This window comes from Micromonospora sp. NPDC053740, from assembly GCF_040677775.1.
GTDB classification, from domain to species: domain Bacteria; phylum Actinomycetota; class Actinomycetes; order Mycobacteriales; family Micromonosporaceae; genus Micromonospora; species Micromonospora alfalfae.
Genome location: NZ_JBFASO010000019.1, coordinates 1 through 15,729, shown reverse-complemented (window position 1 = coordinate 15,729; position 15,729 = coordinate 1). Strand labels below are relative to the sequence as shown.

General features: G+C 69.6%; 15 protein-coding genes. 12 read left to right on the top strand and 3 right to left on the bottom strand.

Translation table 11 applies throughout. From position 1 onward, the window contains the following. Positions 1-22: 22 nt before the first annotated feature. Positions 23-1,198, bottom strand: coding sequence for a transaldolase (gene tal, locus AB0K35_RS33705; protein ID WP_238668365.1), 1,176 nt, complete (start codon positions 1,196-1,198; stop codon positions 23-25). A 15-nt stretch (positions 1,199-1,213) separates the two neighbouring features. Next, the gene (tkt, locus tag AB0K35_RS33700) at positions 1,214-3,352 is read right to left on the bottom strand and encodes a transketolase (RefSeq protein ID WP_363890616.1); all 2,139 of its coding nucleotides are present in this window, start codon (positions 3,350-3,352) and stop codon (positions 1,214-1,216) included. A 266-nt stretch (positions 3,353-3,618) separates the two neighbouring features. On the opposite strand from tkt, the gene AB0K35_RS33695 reads away from it, so the two are divergent. The 3 genes from AB0K35_RS33695 to AB0K35_RS33685 all read left to right on the top strand — a co-directional run bounded on the left by AB0K35_RS33695 (position 3,619) and on the right by AB0K35_RS33685 (position 6,249). Continuing rightward, positions 3,619-4,572: a heme o synthase gene (locus AB0K35_RS33695; protein WP_238668367.1), complete on the top strand. Its 954-nt coding sequence runs from the start codon at positions 3,619-3,621 to the stop codon at positions 4,570-4,572. Positions 4,573-4,979: 407 nt separating this feature from the next. Continuing rightward, complete coding sequence (locus tag AB0K35_RS33690) at positions 4,980-5,315, top strand: hypothetical protein (protein WP_210784996.1); 336 nt, start codon at positions 4,980-4,982, stop codon at positions 5,313-5,315. Between the two features lie 13 nt (positions 5,316-5,328). Continuing rightward, positions 5,329-6,249, top strand: coding sequence for a hypothetical protein (locus tag AB0K35_RS33685; protein WP_238668368.1), 921 nt, complete (start codon positions 5,329-5,331; stop codon positions 6,247-6,249). A 568-nt stretch (positions 6,250-6,817) separates the two neighbouring features. On the opposite strand, the gene AB0K35_RS33680 is transcribed toward AB0K35_RS33685, so the two are convergent. After that, positions 6,818-7,783 carry a COX15/CtaA family protein gene (locus AB0K35_RS33680; RefSeq protein WP_363890612.1) on the bottom strand — a complete coding sequence of 322 codons (966 nt, stop codon included), beginning with the start codon at positions 7,781-7,783 and terminating at the stop codon, positions 6,818-6,820. 176 nt (positions 7,784-7,959) lie between these two features. Between AB0K35_RS33680 and AB0K35_RS33675 the strand changes: the two genes are divergently transcribed. From AB0K35_RS33675 to AB0K35_RS33635, 9 genes are all read left to right on the top strand, one after another. Continuing rightward, entirely contained in the window at positions 7,960-8,682 is a 723-nt protein-coding gene (locus AB0K35_RS33675; RefSeq protein ID WP_238672059.1) for an HTH domain-containing protein, read from the top strand. Continuing rightward, complete coding sequence (gene sufB / locus AB0K35_RS33670) at positions 8,679-10,109, top strand: Fe-S cluster assembly protein SufB (RefSeq protein WP_091403689.1); 1,431 nt, start codon at positions 8,679-8,681, stop codon at positions 10,107-10,109. Before AB0K35_RS33675 ends, sufB begins: the two co-directional genes overlap by 4 nt. An 87-nt stretch (positions 10,110-10,196) precedes the next feature. Continuing rightward, on the top strand, positions 10,197-11,342 hold the full coding sequence (sufD, locus tag AB0K35_RS33665) for a Fe-S cluster assembly protein SufD (protein WP_238672057.1): 1,146 nt from the start codon (positions 10,197-10,199) through the stop codon (positions 11,340-11,342). Then, positions 11,342-11,668 (top strand): non-heme iron oxygenase ferredoxin subunit, encoded by a 327-nt coding sequence (locus AB0K35_RS33660; RefSeq protein ID WP_091403693.1) that lies wholly within the window; start codon positions 11,342-11,344, stop codon positions 11,666-11,668. The genes sufD and AB0K35_RS33660 overlap by 1 nt, the downstream gene beginning before the upstream one ends. After that, entirely contained in the window at positions 11,668-12,441 is a 774-nt protein-coding gene (gene sufC / locus AB0K35_RS33655) for a Fe-S cluster assembly ATPase SufC (protein ID WP_112677399.1), read from the top strand. Before AB0K35_RS33660 ends, sufC begins: the two co-directional genes overlap by 1 nt. 20 nt (positions 12,442-12,461) lie before the next feature. Next, the gene (locus AB0K35_RS33650) at positions 12,462-13,766 is read left to right on the top strand and encodes a cysteine desulfurase (protein ID WP_238672056.1); all 1,305 of its coding nucleotides are present in this window, start codon (positions 12,462-12,464) and stop codon (positions 13,764-13,766) included. Further along, entirely contained in the window at positions 13,766-14,239 is a 474-nt protein-coding gene (sufU, locus tag AB0K35_RS33645; RefSeq protein ID WP_091403700.1) for a Fe-S cluster assembly sulfur transfer protein SufU, read from the top strand. Before AB0K35_RS33650 ends, sufU begins: the two co-directional genes overlap by 1 nt. 76 nt (positions 14,240-14,315) lie before the next feature. Further along, positions 14,316-14,810: a metal-sulfur cluster assembly factor gene (locus AB0K35_RS33640; protein ID WP_238672055.1), complete on the top strand. Its 495-nt coding sequence runs from the start codon at positions 14,316-14,318 to the stop codon at positions 14,808-14,810. 197 nt (positions 14,811-15,007) lie between these two features. After that, the gene (locus AB0K35_RS33635; protein ID WP_238672054.1) at positions 15,008-15,607 is read left to right on the top strand and encodes a TIGR03086 family metal-binding protein; all 600 of its coding nucleotides are present in this window, start codon (positions 15,008-15,010) and stop codon (positions 15,605-15,607) included. The last annotated feature ends 122 nt before the right edge of the window (positions 15,608-15,729 follow it).

The window sequence follows — 15,729 nt, the reverse complement described above, 5'->3', positions numbered from 1 at the left end:
CTGGGCTTGATGATTCGCTCGCTCATGCGCCACCGGCCTTCTCGGCGGACTTGGCGTTGCCCTTGGCTGCCTTGTTCGGCGCGCCCTTGCCCTTGGCAGCCGCCTCCAGGGACTTGCGGACCCCGTCGAGCAGCTCCTGCCAGCTCGCCTCGAACTTCTCCACACCCTCGCGCTCCAGGGTGGCGATCACGTCGGCCATGTCCACCCCGACCGACTCCAGGTCGGCGAAGACCTTCCGGGCCGCGTCGTAGGCGCCGGTGACGGTGTCGCCGCGGGTCTCGCCATGATCGGCGTACGCGTGGATGACCGACTCCGGCATGGTGTTGACGGTGCCGGGGGCGATCAGCTCCTCGACGTAGATGACGTCCCGGTAGTCCGGGTTCTTCGTCGAGGTGGACGCCCACAGCGGCCGCTGCGGGTGCGCGCCGGCGGCGGCGAGCGCCTTCCAGCGGTCGGAGGAGAACACCTCGCTGTAGCGCTCGTACGCCAGCTGCGCGTTGGCGACGGCGGCCTTGCCCTTGAGGGCCTTCGCCTGGTCGGAGCCGACCTTCTCCAGCCGCTTGTCGACCTCGGAGTCGACCCGGGAGACGAAGAACGACGCCACCGAGCCGATCTTGGACAGGTCGTGGCCGTTCGCCTTGGCCCGCTCCAGGCCGGCGAGGAACGCCTCCATGACCGCCGAGTAGCGGTCCAGACCGAAGATCAGCGTCACGTTGACGCTGATCCCCTCGGCGAGGGTGTCGGTGATCGCCGACAGGCCCTCCTCGGTGGCCGGGATCTTGATGAAGAGGTTGGGCCGGTCGACCAGCCACCACAGCGCCTTGGCCTCGGCGACGGTCTTGTCCGCGTCGTGCGCGCTGCGCGGGTCCACCTCGATCGAGACCCGGCCGTCGACACCGTCGCTGCCGTCGTACGAGGGGCGCATCACGTCGCACGCCCACCGCACGTCGTACGTGGTGAGCATGCGCACCGACTCCTCGACCTCGACGCCACGGGTGGCGAGGTCGTGCAGCTGCCAGTTGTACTCGTCGGCGTCGCTCAGCGCCTTTGCGAAGATCGTCGGGTTGGTGGTGACGCCCGCCACGTGCTTCTCGCGGCGGAGCTGGTCCAGCCCGCCGGAGCTCAAACGCACCCGGGAAAGATCGTCGAGCCAGACCGCCACGCCCGCGGCGGTGAGCTCATTCAGCTTGTCCGTCATGCCGTCCACGCTCCCTCAGTTGCCGGTCGTGAAACCGGTGATGTCGCCCACCCGGGCCAGCGAGGCGTGTGCTGCCGCCACGATCCGGTCGGGGGTGAACCCGAACTGCTCGAAGAGCACGGTGTGCGGGGCGCTCGCTCCGTAGTGCTCCAGGCTCACGCTCTCGCCCAGGTCACCGACGATGCCGCGCCAGGACATCGCGATGCCCGCCTCCACGCTCACCCTTGCCTTTACCCCGCGCGGGAGCACCGACTCCCGGTACGCCTCGTCCTGCTCGTAGAACCACTCCTGGCAGGGCATCGAGACGACCCGGGTCGGGGTGCCGTCGGCCTCCAGCCGCTCCCGGGCGGTCAGGCAGAGCTGCACCTCGGAACCGGTGCCGACGATGATCACCTGAGGCTTGCCGTTGGACGCCTCGGCCAGCACGTAGCCGCCCTTGGCCACACCCTCCGCGCCGCCCAGGACGTCGCGGTCCATGGTCGGCAGCGGCTGACGGCTCAGCGCCAGCGCGGTGGGCCGGTCGGTGTGCTCCAGCGCCTGCCGCCAGGCCCAGGCGGTCTCGTTGGCGTCCGCCGGACGGACCACGTCCAGGCCCGGGATGGCGCGCAGCGCGGTCAGGTGCTCCACCGGCTGGTGGGTCGGGCCGTCCTCGCCGAGGCCGATCGAGTCGTGCGTCCAGACGTAGGTCACCGGCAGCTTCATCAGCGCGGCCAGCCGCACCGACGGACGCATGTAGTCGCTGAAGACCAGGAACGTGCCGCCGTACGGGCGGGTGCCACCGTGCAGGGCGATGCCGTTGAGGATCGCGCCCATGGCGTGCTCACGGATGCCGAAGTGCAGCGTGCGGCCGTACTCGTGACCGGGGAAGTCCTTGGTGGCGTGCGCGGCCGGGATGAACGACGGCTCGCCCTTCATCGTGGTGTTGTTGCTCTCGGCCAGGTCGGCCGAGCCGCCCCACAGCTCCGGGAGCACCGGCGCGAGCGCCTCCAGCACCTTGCCGGAGGCGGCCCGGGTGGCCACCCCCTTGGCGTCCGCGGGGAAGACCGGCAACGCGTCGGTCCAGCCGTCCGGCAGTACGTGACCAGCCAACCGCTCGTAGAGCGCGGTGCGCTCCGGGTTGGCCTTCTTCCAGGCGTCGAACGCGGTGGTCCACTCCTGCTGGGCGTCGGAGCCGCGGCCCATCACCGTGCGGGCGTGGCTGAGCACCTCCTCGTCGACCTGGAAGGTCTGCTCCGGGTCGAAGTCGAGGATCCGCTTGGTGGCCTTCACCTCGTCGGCGCCGAGCGCCGAACCGTGGATCTTGCCGGTGTTCTGCTTGTTGGGCGCGGGCCAGCCGATGATGGTGCGCAGCGCGATGAAGGAGGGGCGGGCGGTCTCCGCCCGGGCAGCCACCAGCGCCGCGTACAGCGCCTCGGCGTCCTCGTGGTAGTCACCCTGGTCGGCGTCGCCGCTGCGCCAGTCGACGGTCTGCACGTGCCAGCCGTACGCCTCGTAGCGGGCTGCCACGTCCTCGCTCTTGGCGATCCGGGTGTCGTCCTCGATGGAGATCTCGTTGTCGTCGTAGATCACCGTGAGGTTGCCGAGCTGCTGGTGCCCGGCGAGGGCGCTGGCCTCGTGGCTGATGCCCTCCTCGATGTCACCGTCGGAGACGATGCACCAGATGTCGTGGTCGAAGACGGACGCGCCCAGCTCGGCCTCGGGGTCGAACAGGCCGCGCTCGCGGCGGGCCGCCATGGCCATGCCGACCGCGTTGCCCAGACCCTGCCCGAGCGGGCCGGTGGTGGTCTCCACGCCCGGCGTGTGCCCGTGCTCGGGGTGCCCCGGCGTCTGCGAGCCCCACTGCCGCAGCGACTTGAGGTCGTCCAGGCTCAGCGGGTAACCGGAGAGGAACAGCTGGATGTAGAGCGTCAGGCTGGAGTGCCCGGCGGAGAGCACGAAGCGGTCGCGGCCCGGCCAGTTCGGGTCGGCCGGGTTGTGCCGCATGACGCGGTTGAAGAGGAGGTACGCCGCGGGCGCGAGGCTCATCGCGGTGCCCGGGTGACCGTTGCCGGATTTCTCTACGGCGTCCATGGCCAGCACGCGGACGGTGTCTACGGCCCGGCGATCGAGGTCGGACCAGTTCAGTGCGGGGTGCTCGGGTCGTTTAACAGCCACGATGGTTGTGCTCCTCGGCAGATGGGCGGAACCCTCACCGATGACCTTATCGAGCGTCCCTAAACGTGCGCCCGGGGATCTGCGCATGGTGTGCGCTACGTGACCATCCGGATGCTCGGTTCAACCCGGTGGTGTGACGGCCCGCACCGTTGTCGGGTCGGCCGGGCAGCCAAAACGACGACGCGTAGTGTGTGGGGCGGTATGCGGACCCGACTGGTCCCGACCGATCCGATCTCCCCGTGCCCGATGCCGGAAGGTGGCAATCCGTGAGCATGATCACCGAGCGCCCCGCGAGCAACCCGGCCGGGCCCCACCCGGCGCGGGCGGCCGAGGGCCCGGTGGCCCGGCGGGACGTACGCGCGGTCCTCTCGGCGTACGTGACGCTCACCAAGCCGCGGATCGTCGAGTTGCTGCTGGTCACCACCATCCCGGCGATGATGCTCGCCGAGGGCGGGCTGCCGTCGCTGTGGCTGATGGCCATCGTGCTGATCGGTGGCTCGCTCGCCGCTGGCGCGGCCAGCGTCCTGAACTGCTACATCGACCGCGACATCGACCAGCTGATGCGGCGTACCAAGCGTCGGCCGCTGCCGGCGCACACCGTGTCACCGCGAAGCGCGCTGATCTTCGGTCTGGTGCTGGCGGCGGTGTCGGTGGCCCTGATGGCCGCGTTCACCAACCTGCTGGCCGCCGGGCTGACCCTCGCCGCGATCGCCTACTACGACCTCGTCTACACCCTGTGGCTCAAGCGTTCCACCCCGACGAACACCTTCTGGGGCGGCGCGTGCGGGGCGGCGCCGGTGCTGATCGGGTGGGCTGCCGTGACCGGCTCGCTGGCGCCGGCCGCCTGGGGGCTCTTCGCGGTGGTCTTCTTCTGGCAGATGCCGCACTTCTACCCGCTCGCCATGAAGTACAAGGACGACTACGCCCGGGCCGGCATCCCGATGCTGCCGGTGGTGGCCTCGATCCGCCGGGTGAACGCCGAAATCCTGATCTTCGCGTGGCTCACGGTGCTCACCTCCCTGGCCGTCTGGCCGCTGGGGCTCAGCGCGATCTACGGTGTTCCGACCCTGGTGGTGGGTGCCATCTTCGTGGTCGAGGCACACCGGCTCTGCCGGCGCGCCACGCGCGGGGAGGCGGTCAAGCCGATGCGACTGTTCCACTGGTCGACGACGTACCTGACGATCGTCTTCGTGGCTGTCGCGCTCGACGCGCTGATCTGACCCGTCCCGTACGGCCCGGCTCTGCCCTTCGCGTCCACGGCAATGGCTTTCGCCTGTTGGCGTCCTTGCGCGCTGCGGCTCGGCTCGGCTCCTCGACCCTCGCGCCGTCCGACAGTTGTCGCGCCGCGGCTTGGCCGACGGCGAATGTCGCCGATGATCTGCTGACTAATCATGGACGTGGATGAGTTGTCCAGGTTTAACGTCACATCAGAGTAACTTTCAGCATGAGTCGGATCGGCTCAACCTGGGGCGGTTCGGGCCCGATTTCTCGACGTGCTTTGAGCGCAAAAGTCGGTAAATAATCGGACAGCAAACCTGTGCTCATCCTTAAACCTGTAGGTAATTGGCATCACAAAAGGTTCATGGTTCTCGCGCGACGGGGTGGAACTCTGCTTAGGCTTCGCGTCATGGCAGATGGTTCCGATACGACGCTGACGGCCGAGCAGACCGCCGACGAGCAGGCGCCCCAAGGCCTGGTCGCGGGCCTCAAGGCGTTCGCGGCCGGACACGGCGGCGCGAAGGCGGTTATCGAGTACGTCGGCAAGCGTGGCGCGCGGATCGTCCTGGTGGGTTCCGACGGCGAGTGGGGCGACCAGTTCGCCGACGACACCGTCACCGCCCGGGAGGCGTGCGCCAAGGCGGGAGTCACCGTCGAGAACGCCTGGGAGCGTGAACTGATGGACCAGATGCGTCCGAGCAACGACCTCTGGCGGTCGATGGCCCGGCGCACGATGGCCCGCTGAAGAGACAGCTGAATTGACCACATATCACCAGTCGACCCGGGGGGAACCCCGGGTCGCTCTCGTTACCTGCTCGGACCTGGCCGACCTCGACCCGGACGACCGGCTGGTCCTGGCCCCGCTCGCCGCCCGTGGCGTCGCCGTCCAGACCGCCATCTGGGACGACCCCGACGTCGACTGGTCGTCCTACGACCTGGTCGTGCTCCGCTCACCCTGGGACTACGCGCTACGCCGCGACGAGTTCGTGTCCTGGGCGGCCACCGTGCCGACGCTGGTAAACCCGGCAGACGTGGTCCGCTGGAACACCGACAAGCGTTACCTCGCCGAGCTGAGCGCCGCCGGGGTGCCAACCGTGCCGACGTCGTGGATCGAGCCGGGGGAGAGCTGGCAGCTGCCCGCCGAGACCGGCGAATACGTACTCAAGCCCGCGGTCAGCGCCGGCAGCCAGGACACCGGCCGGTACGACCTGGCCGACCCGCAACACCGGGACCTGGCCGCCGCACATGTTCGCCGACTCTCCGAGGCCGGCCGGGTCACCATGGTCCAGCCGTACCTGCGGGCCGTCGACACCGAGGGCGAGACGGCCCTGCTCTTCCTGGCCGGCCCCGAAGGGCTCGCGTTCAGCCACGCGATCCGCAAGGGGCCGATGCTGTCCGGGCCGGACCTTGGGCCGGACGGGCTGTACAAGGCCGAAGAGATCACCGCCCGCACCGCTCGCCCCGAGCAGTTGGCGGTGGCCGAGCAGACCCTCGCGACGGTGCCCGGCGGCACCCGACAGCTACTCTACGCCCGGGTCGACCTGATCCCCGGCCCGGACGGCGAGCCGGTCCTGGTCGAGTTGGAGCTGACCGAGCCGTCGCTCTTCATCGGGTACGCCGACGGCGCCCCCGACCGCCTCGCCAACGCGATCAGCACCCACCTGGCCCGCAACGCCTAACCACTCACACAACAAGCAATCCCCGAACGGCCGCTCGTGCCGCTCGTGTCGCCGCCGGCAAGATCGCGCAATATCTTGGTTCTAGTGGCTTCCCGGCGCTCCGTGGCCACTACATCCTGGTTCGAGTGCGATCTTGGTGGCCGTTGGCCGTTGGCCGCTAAACGCGGCTTCCGGTCTCCCCAGTCGGCGGGGTTCGTCCTCAAGATCCGCGCAATATCAGGGATATTGCTGTCTCCCGCGTGTCGGAGGCAGCGGCATCCGGGAAGTTGCGTAGATCTTGGCGCGCGGCGCGCGGCGCGCGGCGCGGGGCGCGCGGCGCGCGGCGCGGGGCGCGGGCCCGACGGCGCCGGGCCCGGGGACCCGACGGCGCCCGACGGTGCGGGGTCCGCCCGACGGTGCGGGGCGTGGGACCCGACGGCGCCCGACGGTGCGGGGTGCGCCCGACGGCGCGGGGCACCCGTCGGCGGGCGGTGCCGGCGGCCGTTCGGGGTGAGCGCTCGGGCTTTGCGGGCCAGGTGGCCGCTGATCGCGGGGCGCGGGGAACGCGGGGGCGCGGGCGGCCAGGCGGTCAGGCGCTGACTGGTACCGGGGCGGCGGCGTCGGTCGGGGTGTCCTCGCGGGCCGGCTCGACCGGACGGCGCTCCCGGGTGGACCACTGCACCGACAGGGCGGCCAGCAGTACCAGGCAGGAGCCGAGCATGTGCGCTCCGACGAGGAGCGCCGGCACGTGGGTGAAGTACTGCACGAAGCCGATCAGGCCCTGACTCAACTCCACGGCGACCAGGATGACCGCGGCGCGGGTGGCTCGCTGCGCACCGACGGCGCGGAACGCGAAGATCAGCGCCACCGACAGCCCGATCAGCAGGAAGACCCCGTCCGCGTGCACCTGCGAGATCGTCTCCGGGTCGAGCCCGTTGCGGGCGGCGCCGTGGTCGCCGGCGTGTGGGCCGCTGCCGGTGACCCAGGTGCCGATGACCAGCACGGCGACGGTGACGCCGGTGGTGATCCGGGCCAGCGCGCGCAGCGGTGCGGGCACCACGGCTGCGGTCGGGCCGTCGGGGTCGCCGATGCGTCGCCAGAGGGCGTACGCGGCGGCGATCACCACCATCGAGGCGAGGAAGTGCAGCCCGACGACCCACGGGTTGAGGTTGGTCAGCACTGTGATGCCGCCGAGCACCGCCTGGGCGGGGATGCCCAGGAAGACCGCCACGGCCAGTGCGAGGAGCCCGCGTCGGCGCGGCCGGTGGGCCAGCACGGCCAGGACGGTGGCCAGCGCGATCAGAGCCACCGCGAAGGTCAGCATGCGGTTGCCGAACTCGATCACCCCGTAGACGCCCATCTCGGGCGTGGTGACGTAGGAATCGTCGGTGCACCGGGGCCAGGTGGGGCAGCCGAGGCCCGAGGCGGTCAACCGGACGGCCCCGCCGGTGACGACGATGCCCACGTTCGCGATGATCGAGGCGAGCGCGAGGCGGCGCAGCAGGATGCCGGAGACCGGACGGACGATTCGGTTCACGGCGCAAATCCTACGCACCGTAGTGCTCAAGGTTCGTCCGACTCCGTCGGCTCGGTGGTTGGGATCACCGGGGCCCGGGTTTGCGACCCTCCGGGTAATTACGTAACGTTGGCGTTGTGAAAAACGCGGCGGCGCTCTCCGGGCACCAACCGACGGCCGTGCCGGCCCTCGGTGCGTCCGGCTCCGCGCCTGCCGTGACCACGTCGACCGGCCTCGCCGGGCCGGCGGCGGCCGAGGTCTCCACCCGGGATCGGGTCACCCAGTTGCTGCTTGAGCAGGGTGCCACCACCGCCGCGCAGCTTGGCGCGGCGCTCGGGCTCAGCCCGGCGGCAATCCGCCGGCACCTCGACGCGATGCTTGCGGATGGTGACGTGTACGCCCGCGAGCAGCCAGTGCAGGGCAGTCGCGGTCGGGGACGCCCGGCCAAGGTGTTCCTGCTGACCGAGGCCGCCCGGGTCCGTTGTGGCACACACCACTACGACAACATGGCCACCGCCGCGCTGCGCTGGATCGCCCGCAGCGGTGGTTCGGACGCGGTCGAGGCCTTCGCCACCGAGCAGGTGTCCGCTCTCGAGTCCCGTTGTCGGACGGCCATGGAGGACGCCGGCGACGACCCTCTCGCCCGAGCCGAGGCGCTCGCCGCTGCGCTCACGGGCGAGGGTTACGCTGCCAATGCGACCACGATCGCTTCCGGCGGCCAGCTCTGTCAGCACCACTGCCCGGTGGCGCACGTTGCCGCCGAGTTTCCTCAGCTGTGCGAGGCCGAGACCGCGGTCATCTCCCGTCTGGTCGGCACCCACGTGCAGCGTCTGGCCACCATCGCGCACGGCGACGGGGTGTGCACCACGCACATCCCGACCCAGCCGGGCCGCGCTCAATCCGGTAATCCCGTAACCACTGTGAGGACAGATAGATGACCGAGCAGATCGTCCAGCCCCTGACCCAGGAAGAGCAGCTCGCCGCCCTGGGCCGGTACGAGTACGGCTGGTCCGACCCGGACGCCGCCGGGGCGGTCGCCCAGCGCGGCATCAACGAGGCGGTGGTGCGGGACATCTCGGCCAAGAAGAACGAGCCGGCGTGGATGCTCGACCTGCGGCTGAAGGGCCTGCGGCTGTTCGGCCGTAAGCCGATGCCGGCCTGGGGCGCGGACCTCACCGGGATCGACTTCGACAACATCAAGTACTTCGTGCGGTCGACCGAGAAGCAGGCCACCAGCTGGGAGGACCTGCCCGAGGACATCAAGAACACCTACGACCGGCTGGGCATCCCGGAGGCGGAGAAGCAGCGGCTGGTCGCCGGTGTCGCGGCGCAGTACGAGTCCGAGGTCGTCTACCACAAGATCCGCGAGGACCTTGAGGAGCAGGGCGTCCTCTTCCTGGACACCGACACGGCGCTGCGCGAGCACGAGGACGTCTTCAAGGAGTACTTCGGCACGGTGATCCCGGTCGGCGACAACAAGTTCGCCGCCCTGAACACCTCGGTGTGGTCCGGTGGCTCGTTCATCTACGTGCCGAAGGGCGTGCAGGTGGAGATCCCGCTGCAGGCCTACTTCCGGATCAACACCGAGAACATGGGCCAGTTCGAGCGGACGCTGATCATCGTCGACGAGGGTGCGTACGTGCACTACGTCGAGGGCTGCACCGCGCCGCTCTACTCCTCCGACTCGCTGCACAGCGCGGTCGTGGAGATCATCGTCAAGAAGAACGCGCGCTGCCGCTACACGACCATCCAGAACTGGTCGAACAACGTCTACAACCTGGTCACCAAGCGCGCCGTCTGCCACGAGGGCGCGACCATGGAGTGGGTCGACGGCAACATCGGCTCCAAGGTGACCATGAAGTACCCGGCTGTCTACATGACCGGTGAGCACGCCAAGGGCGAGGTGCTCTCGGTGGCGATGGCCGGCGAGGGTCAGCACCAGGACGCGGGCGCCAAGATGGTGCACGCCGCGCCGCACACCTCCTCGACCATCGTGTCGAAGTCGATCGCCCGTGGCGGCGGCCGCACCTCGTACCGGGGTCTGGTGCAGGTGCTGGAGGGTTCGCACCACAGCCGGAGCACCGTCAAGTGCGACGCACTGCTGGTCGACACGATCTCCCGCTCGGACACCTACCCGTACGTCGACATCCGCGAGGACGACGTGTCGATGGGTCACGAGGCGACCGTCTCCAAGATCAGCGACGACCAGCTCTTCTACCTGATGAGCCGGGGCCTGAGCGAGGACGAGGCGATGGCCATGATCGTGCGCGGCTTCATCGAGCCGATCGCCAAGGAGCTCCCGATGGAGTACGCCCTGGAGCTCAACCGCTTGATCGAGCTTCAGATGGAGGGCGCGGTCGGCTGACGCCGCCGCTCCCCGTGACGGGCCGGAACCTCGGTCCGTCACACCCGGCCCAACTCGTCGTCACGGAACAGACAGACCAAGGACGAAATGACTACCCAGGCTTCCGCGCCGCCGCCCAGCACCAAGTCGCAGGCGCTGCGCTCGTACGACGTCGCCGACTTCCCGGCCCTCACCGGCCTGGAGGAGGAGTGGCGCTTCACCCCGCTCAAGCGCCTCCGCGGCCTGACCACAGAGGCGCCGGCCGCGACCGGCGCGGTCCGACACGAGTACGGTGACCTGCCCGAGGGCGTCGCCATCACCCGGATCGGCCGTGACGACGAGCGGGTCGGCAGCGTGCTGACCCCGGTCGACCGGGTCAGCGCGCTGGCCTACGGTGCCTCCGCGGACGCCCTGCTGCTGCGGGTGGCCCCCGACGTGGTGCTCGGCGAGGCGGTGCGGCTGCGGGTGGTCGGCGAGGGCGTCGAGCAGCCGGCGTTCGGTCACACCTTCGTCGAGGTGGGCCGGTTCGCCGAGGCGACAGTGGTGCTGGAGCACGTCGGGTCGGCCACTCTGGCCGACAACGTCGAGGTGGCAGTGGCCGACGGCGCGAAGCTGACGCTGGTCACTGTCGCCGACTGGGCCGACGACGCGGTCCAGGCCCAGCACCTGAAGATCAAGCTGGGCCGCGACGCCAAGGTCATCCACATCCAGGTCTCCCTGGGTGGCGACCTGGTCCGGCAGTTCACGAGCGTGGAATACACCGGGCGCGGTGGCGAGGCCGAGCTGTACGGCGTCTACTTCGCCGACTCCGGCCAGCACCTGGAGCACCGGCAGCTGGTCGACCACAGCGTCCCGGACTGCCGTAGCTACGTCGGCTACCGGGGCGCTCTGCAGGGCGAGAGCGCGCACACCGTCTGGGTGGGCGACGTGCTCATCCGGGCCGAGGCGACCGGCACCGACACGTACGAGATCAACCGGAACCTGCTGCTCACCGACGGCGCACGGGCGGACTCCGTACCCAATCTGGAGATCGAGACCGGCGAGATCTCCGGCGCCGGCCACGCCAGCGCGACCGGCCGCTTCGATGACGAGCAGTTGTTCTACCTGATGGCCCGGGGCATTCCGGAGAGTGAGGCCCGTCGGCTGGTGGTCCGTGGCTTCTTCGCCGAGCTGATCAACAAGATTCCGGTGGAGTCGCTGCGTGAGAGCCTCGGAGACGCGATCGAGGCCCGGCTGACCAAGGCAGGCGCTTGATGATCCGCATCTGCTCCACCGAGGACGTGCCGAAGGGCACCGCGATCAGCGCGGACGTCGACGGCACGCCGATCGCCCTGGTGCACGGCGAGGACGGCGGCTTCTACGCGGCGTACGACGAGTGCTCGCACGCCTCGGTCGCGCTCTCCGAGGGGGAGGTCGACGGCTGCACGCTCGAGTGTTGGCTGCACGGCTCGCGCTTCGACCTGCGCACCGGAGAGCCGACCGGCCTGCCCGCCACCGAACCCGTCCCCGTCTACCCCGTCGAAGTCCGCGACGGCGACATCTACCTCAGCCTGACGCCGAGTAATGGAGTGACCCGATAATGAGCACCCTGGAGATCCGCGACCTGAAGGTGTCGGTCAAGCTGCCCGAGGGTGAGCTCAAGCCGATCCTGGCCGGTGTCGACCTGACCGTGAAGTCGGGCGAGACCCACGCGATCATGGGCCCGAACGGTTCCGGCAAGTCCACGCTGGCGTACTCGATCGCCGGTCACCCGAAGTACGAGATCACCGGCGGCACGGTGACCCTCGACGGCGAGGACGTGCTGGCCATGACGGTCGACGAGCGCGCCCGCGCCGGCCTCTTCCTGGCCATGCAGTACCCCGTCGAGGTGCCCGGCGTCTCGGTGGCGAACTTCCTGCGGACCGCGAAGACCGCCATCGACGGCGAGGCGCCGAAGCTCCGTACCTGGGGCGGCGAGCTGCGCGGTGCGATGGAGCGCCTCCAGATGGACCCGGCGTTCGCCCAGCGCAACGTCAACGAGGGCTTCTCCGGCGGTGAGAAGAAGCGGCACGAGATCGTCCAGCTGGAGCTGCTCAAGCCGAAGATCGCGATCCTCGACGAGACCGACTCCGGTCTCGACGTGGACGCGCTGCGCGTGGTCAGCGAGGGCGTCAACCGGGTTCGCGACAACGGTGACACCGGCGTGCTGCTGATCACCCACTACACGCGGATCCTGCGCTACATCAAGCCGGACTTCGTGCACGTCTTCGTGGCCGGCCGGATCGTCGAGCAGGGCGGCCCGGAGCTGGCCGACAAGCTCGAGGCCGAGGGCTACGAGCGGTACGCCGCCGGGGCCGGCACGGCCAAGGCCTGAGCGGGAGAGGCGCTGCCGAGATGACCAGCATCGCGATCCCCTCGGGGATGCCGCAGTACGACAACGTGCCGCGTTTCGACGTGGCCCGGGTGCGCGCCGATTTCCCGATCCTGGGTCGGGAAATCAACGGGCACCCGCTGGTCTACCTCGACAGCGCCAACACCTCGCACAAACCCCGCCAGGTGCTCGACGTGCTCGACGAGCACTACGCGCGGCACAACGCCAACGTGTCGCGCTCGGTGCACACTCTGGGCACCGAGGCCACCGAGGCGTACGAGGGGGCGCGGGCGAAGATCGCCGCGTTCATCAACGCGCCGAGCACCGACGAGGTGGTGTTCACGAAGAACTCCACCGAGGCGATCAACATCGTGGCGTACGCCTTCTCGAACGCCACGCTCCGTCCGGACGCCGACAGCCGCTTCCGGCTCGGTCCCGGCGACGAGGTGGTGATCTCCGAGATGGAGCACCACTCGAACATCGTCCCGTGGCAGTTGCTCTGCGAGCGGACCGGCGCGACCCTGCGCTGGTTCCCGGTCACCGACCAGGGGCGGCTGGACGAGTCGGGCCTGGAAGATCTGGTCACCGAACGGACGAAGATCGTCTCGCTGGTGCACATGTCCAACATCCTCGGCACTGTCAACGCCACCTCCCGGATCACCGCGCGGGTCCGCGAGGTGGGCGCGCTGCTGCTGCTGGACTGCTCGCAGTCGGTGCCGCACCTGCCCATCGACGTGGTCGACCTGGACGCCGACTACATCGTCTTCACCGGCCACAAGATGTGCGGTCCGACCGGCATCGGTGTGCTCTGGGGCCGGGGTGAGCTGCTGGCGGCCATGCCGCCGGTCTTCGGCGGCGGCTCGATGATCGAGACGGTCACCATGGCCCGTTCGACGTTCGCCGCGCCGCCGGCCCGCTTCGAGGCGGGCACCCCGCCGATCGCCGAGGCGGTCGCGCTGGGTGCGGCGGTCGACTACCTGACCGGCATCGGGATGCAGGCCATCCAGTGGCACGAGAAGGAGCTCACGGCGTACGCGCTGGACGCTCTCGGCTCGGTGCCGGACCTGCGGATCTTTGGTCCGACAGTGCCGGTGGGCCGGGGCGGCACCATCTCGTTCGCGCTCGGTGACGTGCACCCGCACGACGTGGGTCAGGTGCTCGACTCGCTTGGCGTGCAGGTGCGGGTGGGTCACCACTGTGCCAAGCCGGTGTGCAGCCGGTTCGGCGTTCCGGCCATGACCAGGGCCTCGTTCTACCTCTACACCACCACCGAGGAGATCGACGCTCTGGTGGCCGGTCTGGAGCAGGTGCGGAAGGTGTTCGACTGATGCAGCTCGACCAGCTCTACCAGGAGATCATCCTGGACCATTACAAGCGCCCGCACGGGCGTGGCCTGCGCGACGCCGACGACCCGGGTGACCAGGTCGCGGAGGCGCACCACGTCAACCCCACCTGCGGTGACGAGGTCACCGTCCGGGTGGCCACCGACGGCACGGTGCTGCACGACATCTCGTACGACGGGATGGGCTGCTCGATCAGTCAGGCATCGGCGAGTGTGCTGCACGAGTTGCTGCGTGGTCGGGGCGCCGGGGAAGCATTCGAGGTGCACGAGGCGTTCGTGGAGTTGATGTCCGGACGTGGCCAGGTCACGCCGGACGAGGACGTGCTCGGTGACGGGGTTGCTTTCGCGGGTGTGGCCCGTTACCCCGCCCGGGTGAAGTGCGCGCTGCTGCCGTGGATGGCGTTCAAGGACGCCGCGGCACGCGCCGGTGTGGGCGTGAGCCCGGAGGTGAAGGCGTGAGCGAGCGTCAGCGAGCGAGTCAGTGGTGCGACGCGATGGTGCCTCGTGGCGTCACGGAGCGAAACGGAGAGACGGCATGAGCAGCGAGAACACGGCTACTGCGGCGACGCCGGAGGCCGGTGACGCGGTCGCGGCGCAGACCGATGCGGTGACCGGCGATGTTGCCGCTTCGGCGGCTGGCAGCGATGTTGCCGCTTCGGCGGGTGCCGGCGACGCTGCCGCTTCGGCGGACGGTGCCGGCGTCAGCAAGGCGATGATCGCCGACATCGAGGAGGCGATGAAGGATGTCGTCGACCCGGAGCTCGGCATCAACGTGGTCGACCTGGGCCTGGTGTACGGCGTCCACGTCGACGACGAGAACGTCGCCACCCTGGACATGACGCTCACGTCGGCGGCCTGCCCGCTGACCGACGTCATCGAGGACCAGACCCGGCAGGCGCTGACCACCGGCCCCGGCGGCGGCCTGGTCAACGACATCCGGATCAACTGGGTGTGGCTCCCGCCGTGGGGCCCGGACAAGATCACTGACGAGGGTCGGGACCAGCTCCGCTCCCTCGGTTTCAACGTCTGACCCGAACCACTTCGTCGAGCGCGGTACCCGTCCGGGTGCCGCGCTCGATGTGTTGTACGCCGACGCGGGTTACTAGTGGAACGGATCGTTCCGGTCTGCTAGTCTGATTGCAGAACGGAGCGGAACATTCCGTTTCGCGAGTGAGCGCACAGGCTCGCTCGATGGGGTCGGCGGAGAGGGTCGGGACAATGAGTGAGATGGCAGCTGGACAGTGGCGGATCGTGCTCGACGAGGCGCACAAGGCGCTCCGGACGACCGCCGAGGGAATCCCGTCCGACGCCTGGGACCTGCCCACCCCCTGCGAGCAGTGGACTGTCACCCAGGTGCTCCAGCACGCGACCGGCGACCAGACCGCCTTCGCGGCGGCGATCGTCGGCGGGGCTGGGCCGCAGGAGGACCCGTTCGCGCCGTCCGGTCGGATCGAGGGCGACAAACTCATCGGGCTGCGCGCCGCCCTCGACGCGTCCGCCCAGGCCTGGAACCGTGTCGCCGACGACGACCCGGAGGTGCCCACGCCGCTGCCGCAGGGCAAGCTGCCGGCCGAGGTCGCTGCCGTGGCGTGCGCCCTGGATGCGGCAGTGCATGCCTGGGACATCGCGGCGGCCACCGGGCAGCCGTCCCCGCTCCGCGACGAGCTGGCCCGCCCCCTGCTGGAGGTCGCCCGGCAGATCGTCGAGCCGTTGCGAAACTACGGCGCGTACGCCCCGGCCCTCGATGCTGGTGCGGAGGCCGACGACGTCAGTGCCCTGCTCGCCTACCTCGGCCGCGACCCCCAGTGGCCCGACGTGCGGCTCTGACCGATCGGCCGACGCTCAACAAGCCCCAAGATCGCGTTAACACGCTCAAGATCGCGCTCGATCATTGAAGTAGTGGGGGGGGGGGGTTTTGGTGGGCGGTACTTAATGGTTTGTTGTGGTTG

What these genes read in the sequence shown, in the direction of transcription:
- tal (WP_238668365.1), bottom strand. Translation starts at nt 1,198, where the DNA reads ATGACGGACAAGCTGAATGAGCTCACCGCCGCGGGCGTGGCGGTCTGG.
- AB0K35_RS33690 (WP_210784996.1), top strand. Translation starts at nt 4,980, where the DNA reads ATGGCAGATGGTTCCGATACGACGCTGACGGCCGAGCAGACCGCCGAC.
- sufB (WP_091403689.1), top strand. Translation starts at nt 8,679, where the DNA reads ATGACCGAGCAGATCGTCCAGCCCCTGACCCAGGAAGAGCAGCTCGCC.
- sufD (WP_238672057.1), top strand. Translation starts at nt 10,197, where the DNA reads ATGACTACCCAGGCTTCCGCGCCGCCGCCCAGCACCAAGTCGCAGGCG.
- AB0K35_RS33660 (WP_091403693.1), top strand. Translation starts at nt 11,342, where the DNA reads ATGATCCGCATCTGCTCCACCGAGGACGTGCCGAAGGGCACCGCGATC.
- sufC (WP_112677399.1), top strand. Translation starts at nt 11,668, where the DNA reads ATGAGCACCCTGGAGATCCGCGACCTGAAGGTGTCGGTCAAGCTGCCC.
- AB0K35_RS33650 (WP_238672056.1), top strand. Translation starts at nt 12,462, where the DNA reads ATGACCAGCATCGCGATCCCCTCGGGGATGCCGCAGTACGACAACGTG.
- sufU (WP_091403700.1), top strand. Translation starts at nt 13,766, where the DNA reads ATGCAGCTCGACCAGCTCTACCAGGAGATCATCCTGGACCATTACAAG.
- AB0K35_RS33640 (WP_238672055.1), top strand. Translation starts at nt 14,316, where the DNA reads ATGAGCAGCGAGAACACGGCTACTGCGGCGACGCCGGAGGCCGGTGAC.
- AB0K35_RS33635 (WP_238672054.1), top strand. Translation starts at nt 15,008, where the DNA reads ATGGCAGCTGGACAGTGGCGGATCGTGCTCGACGAGGCGCACAAGGCG.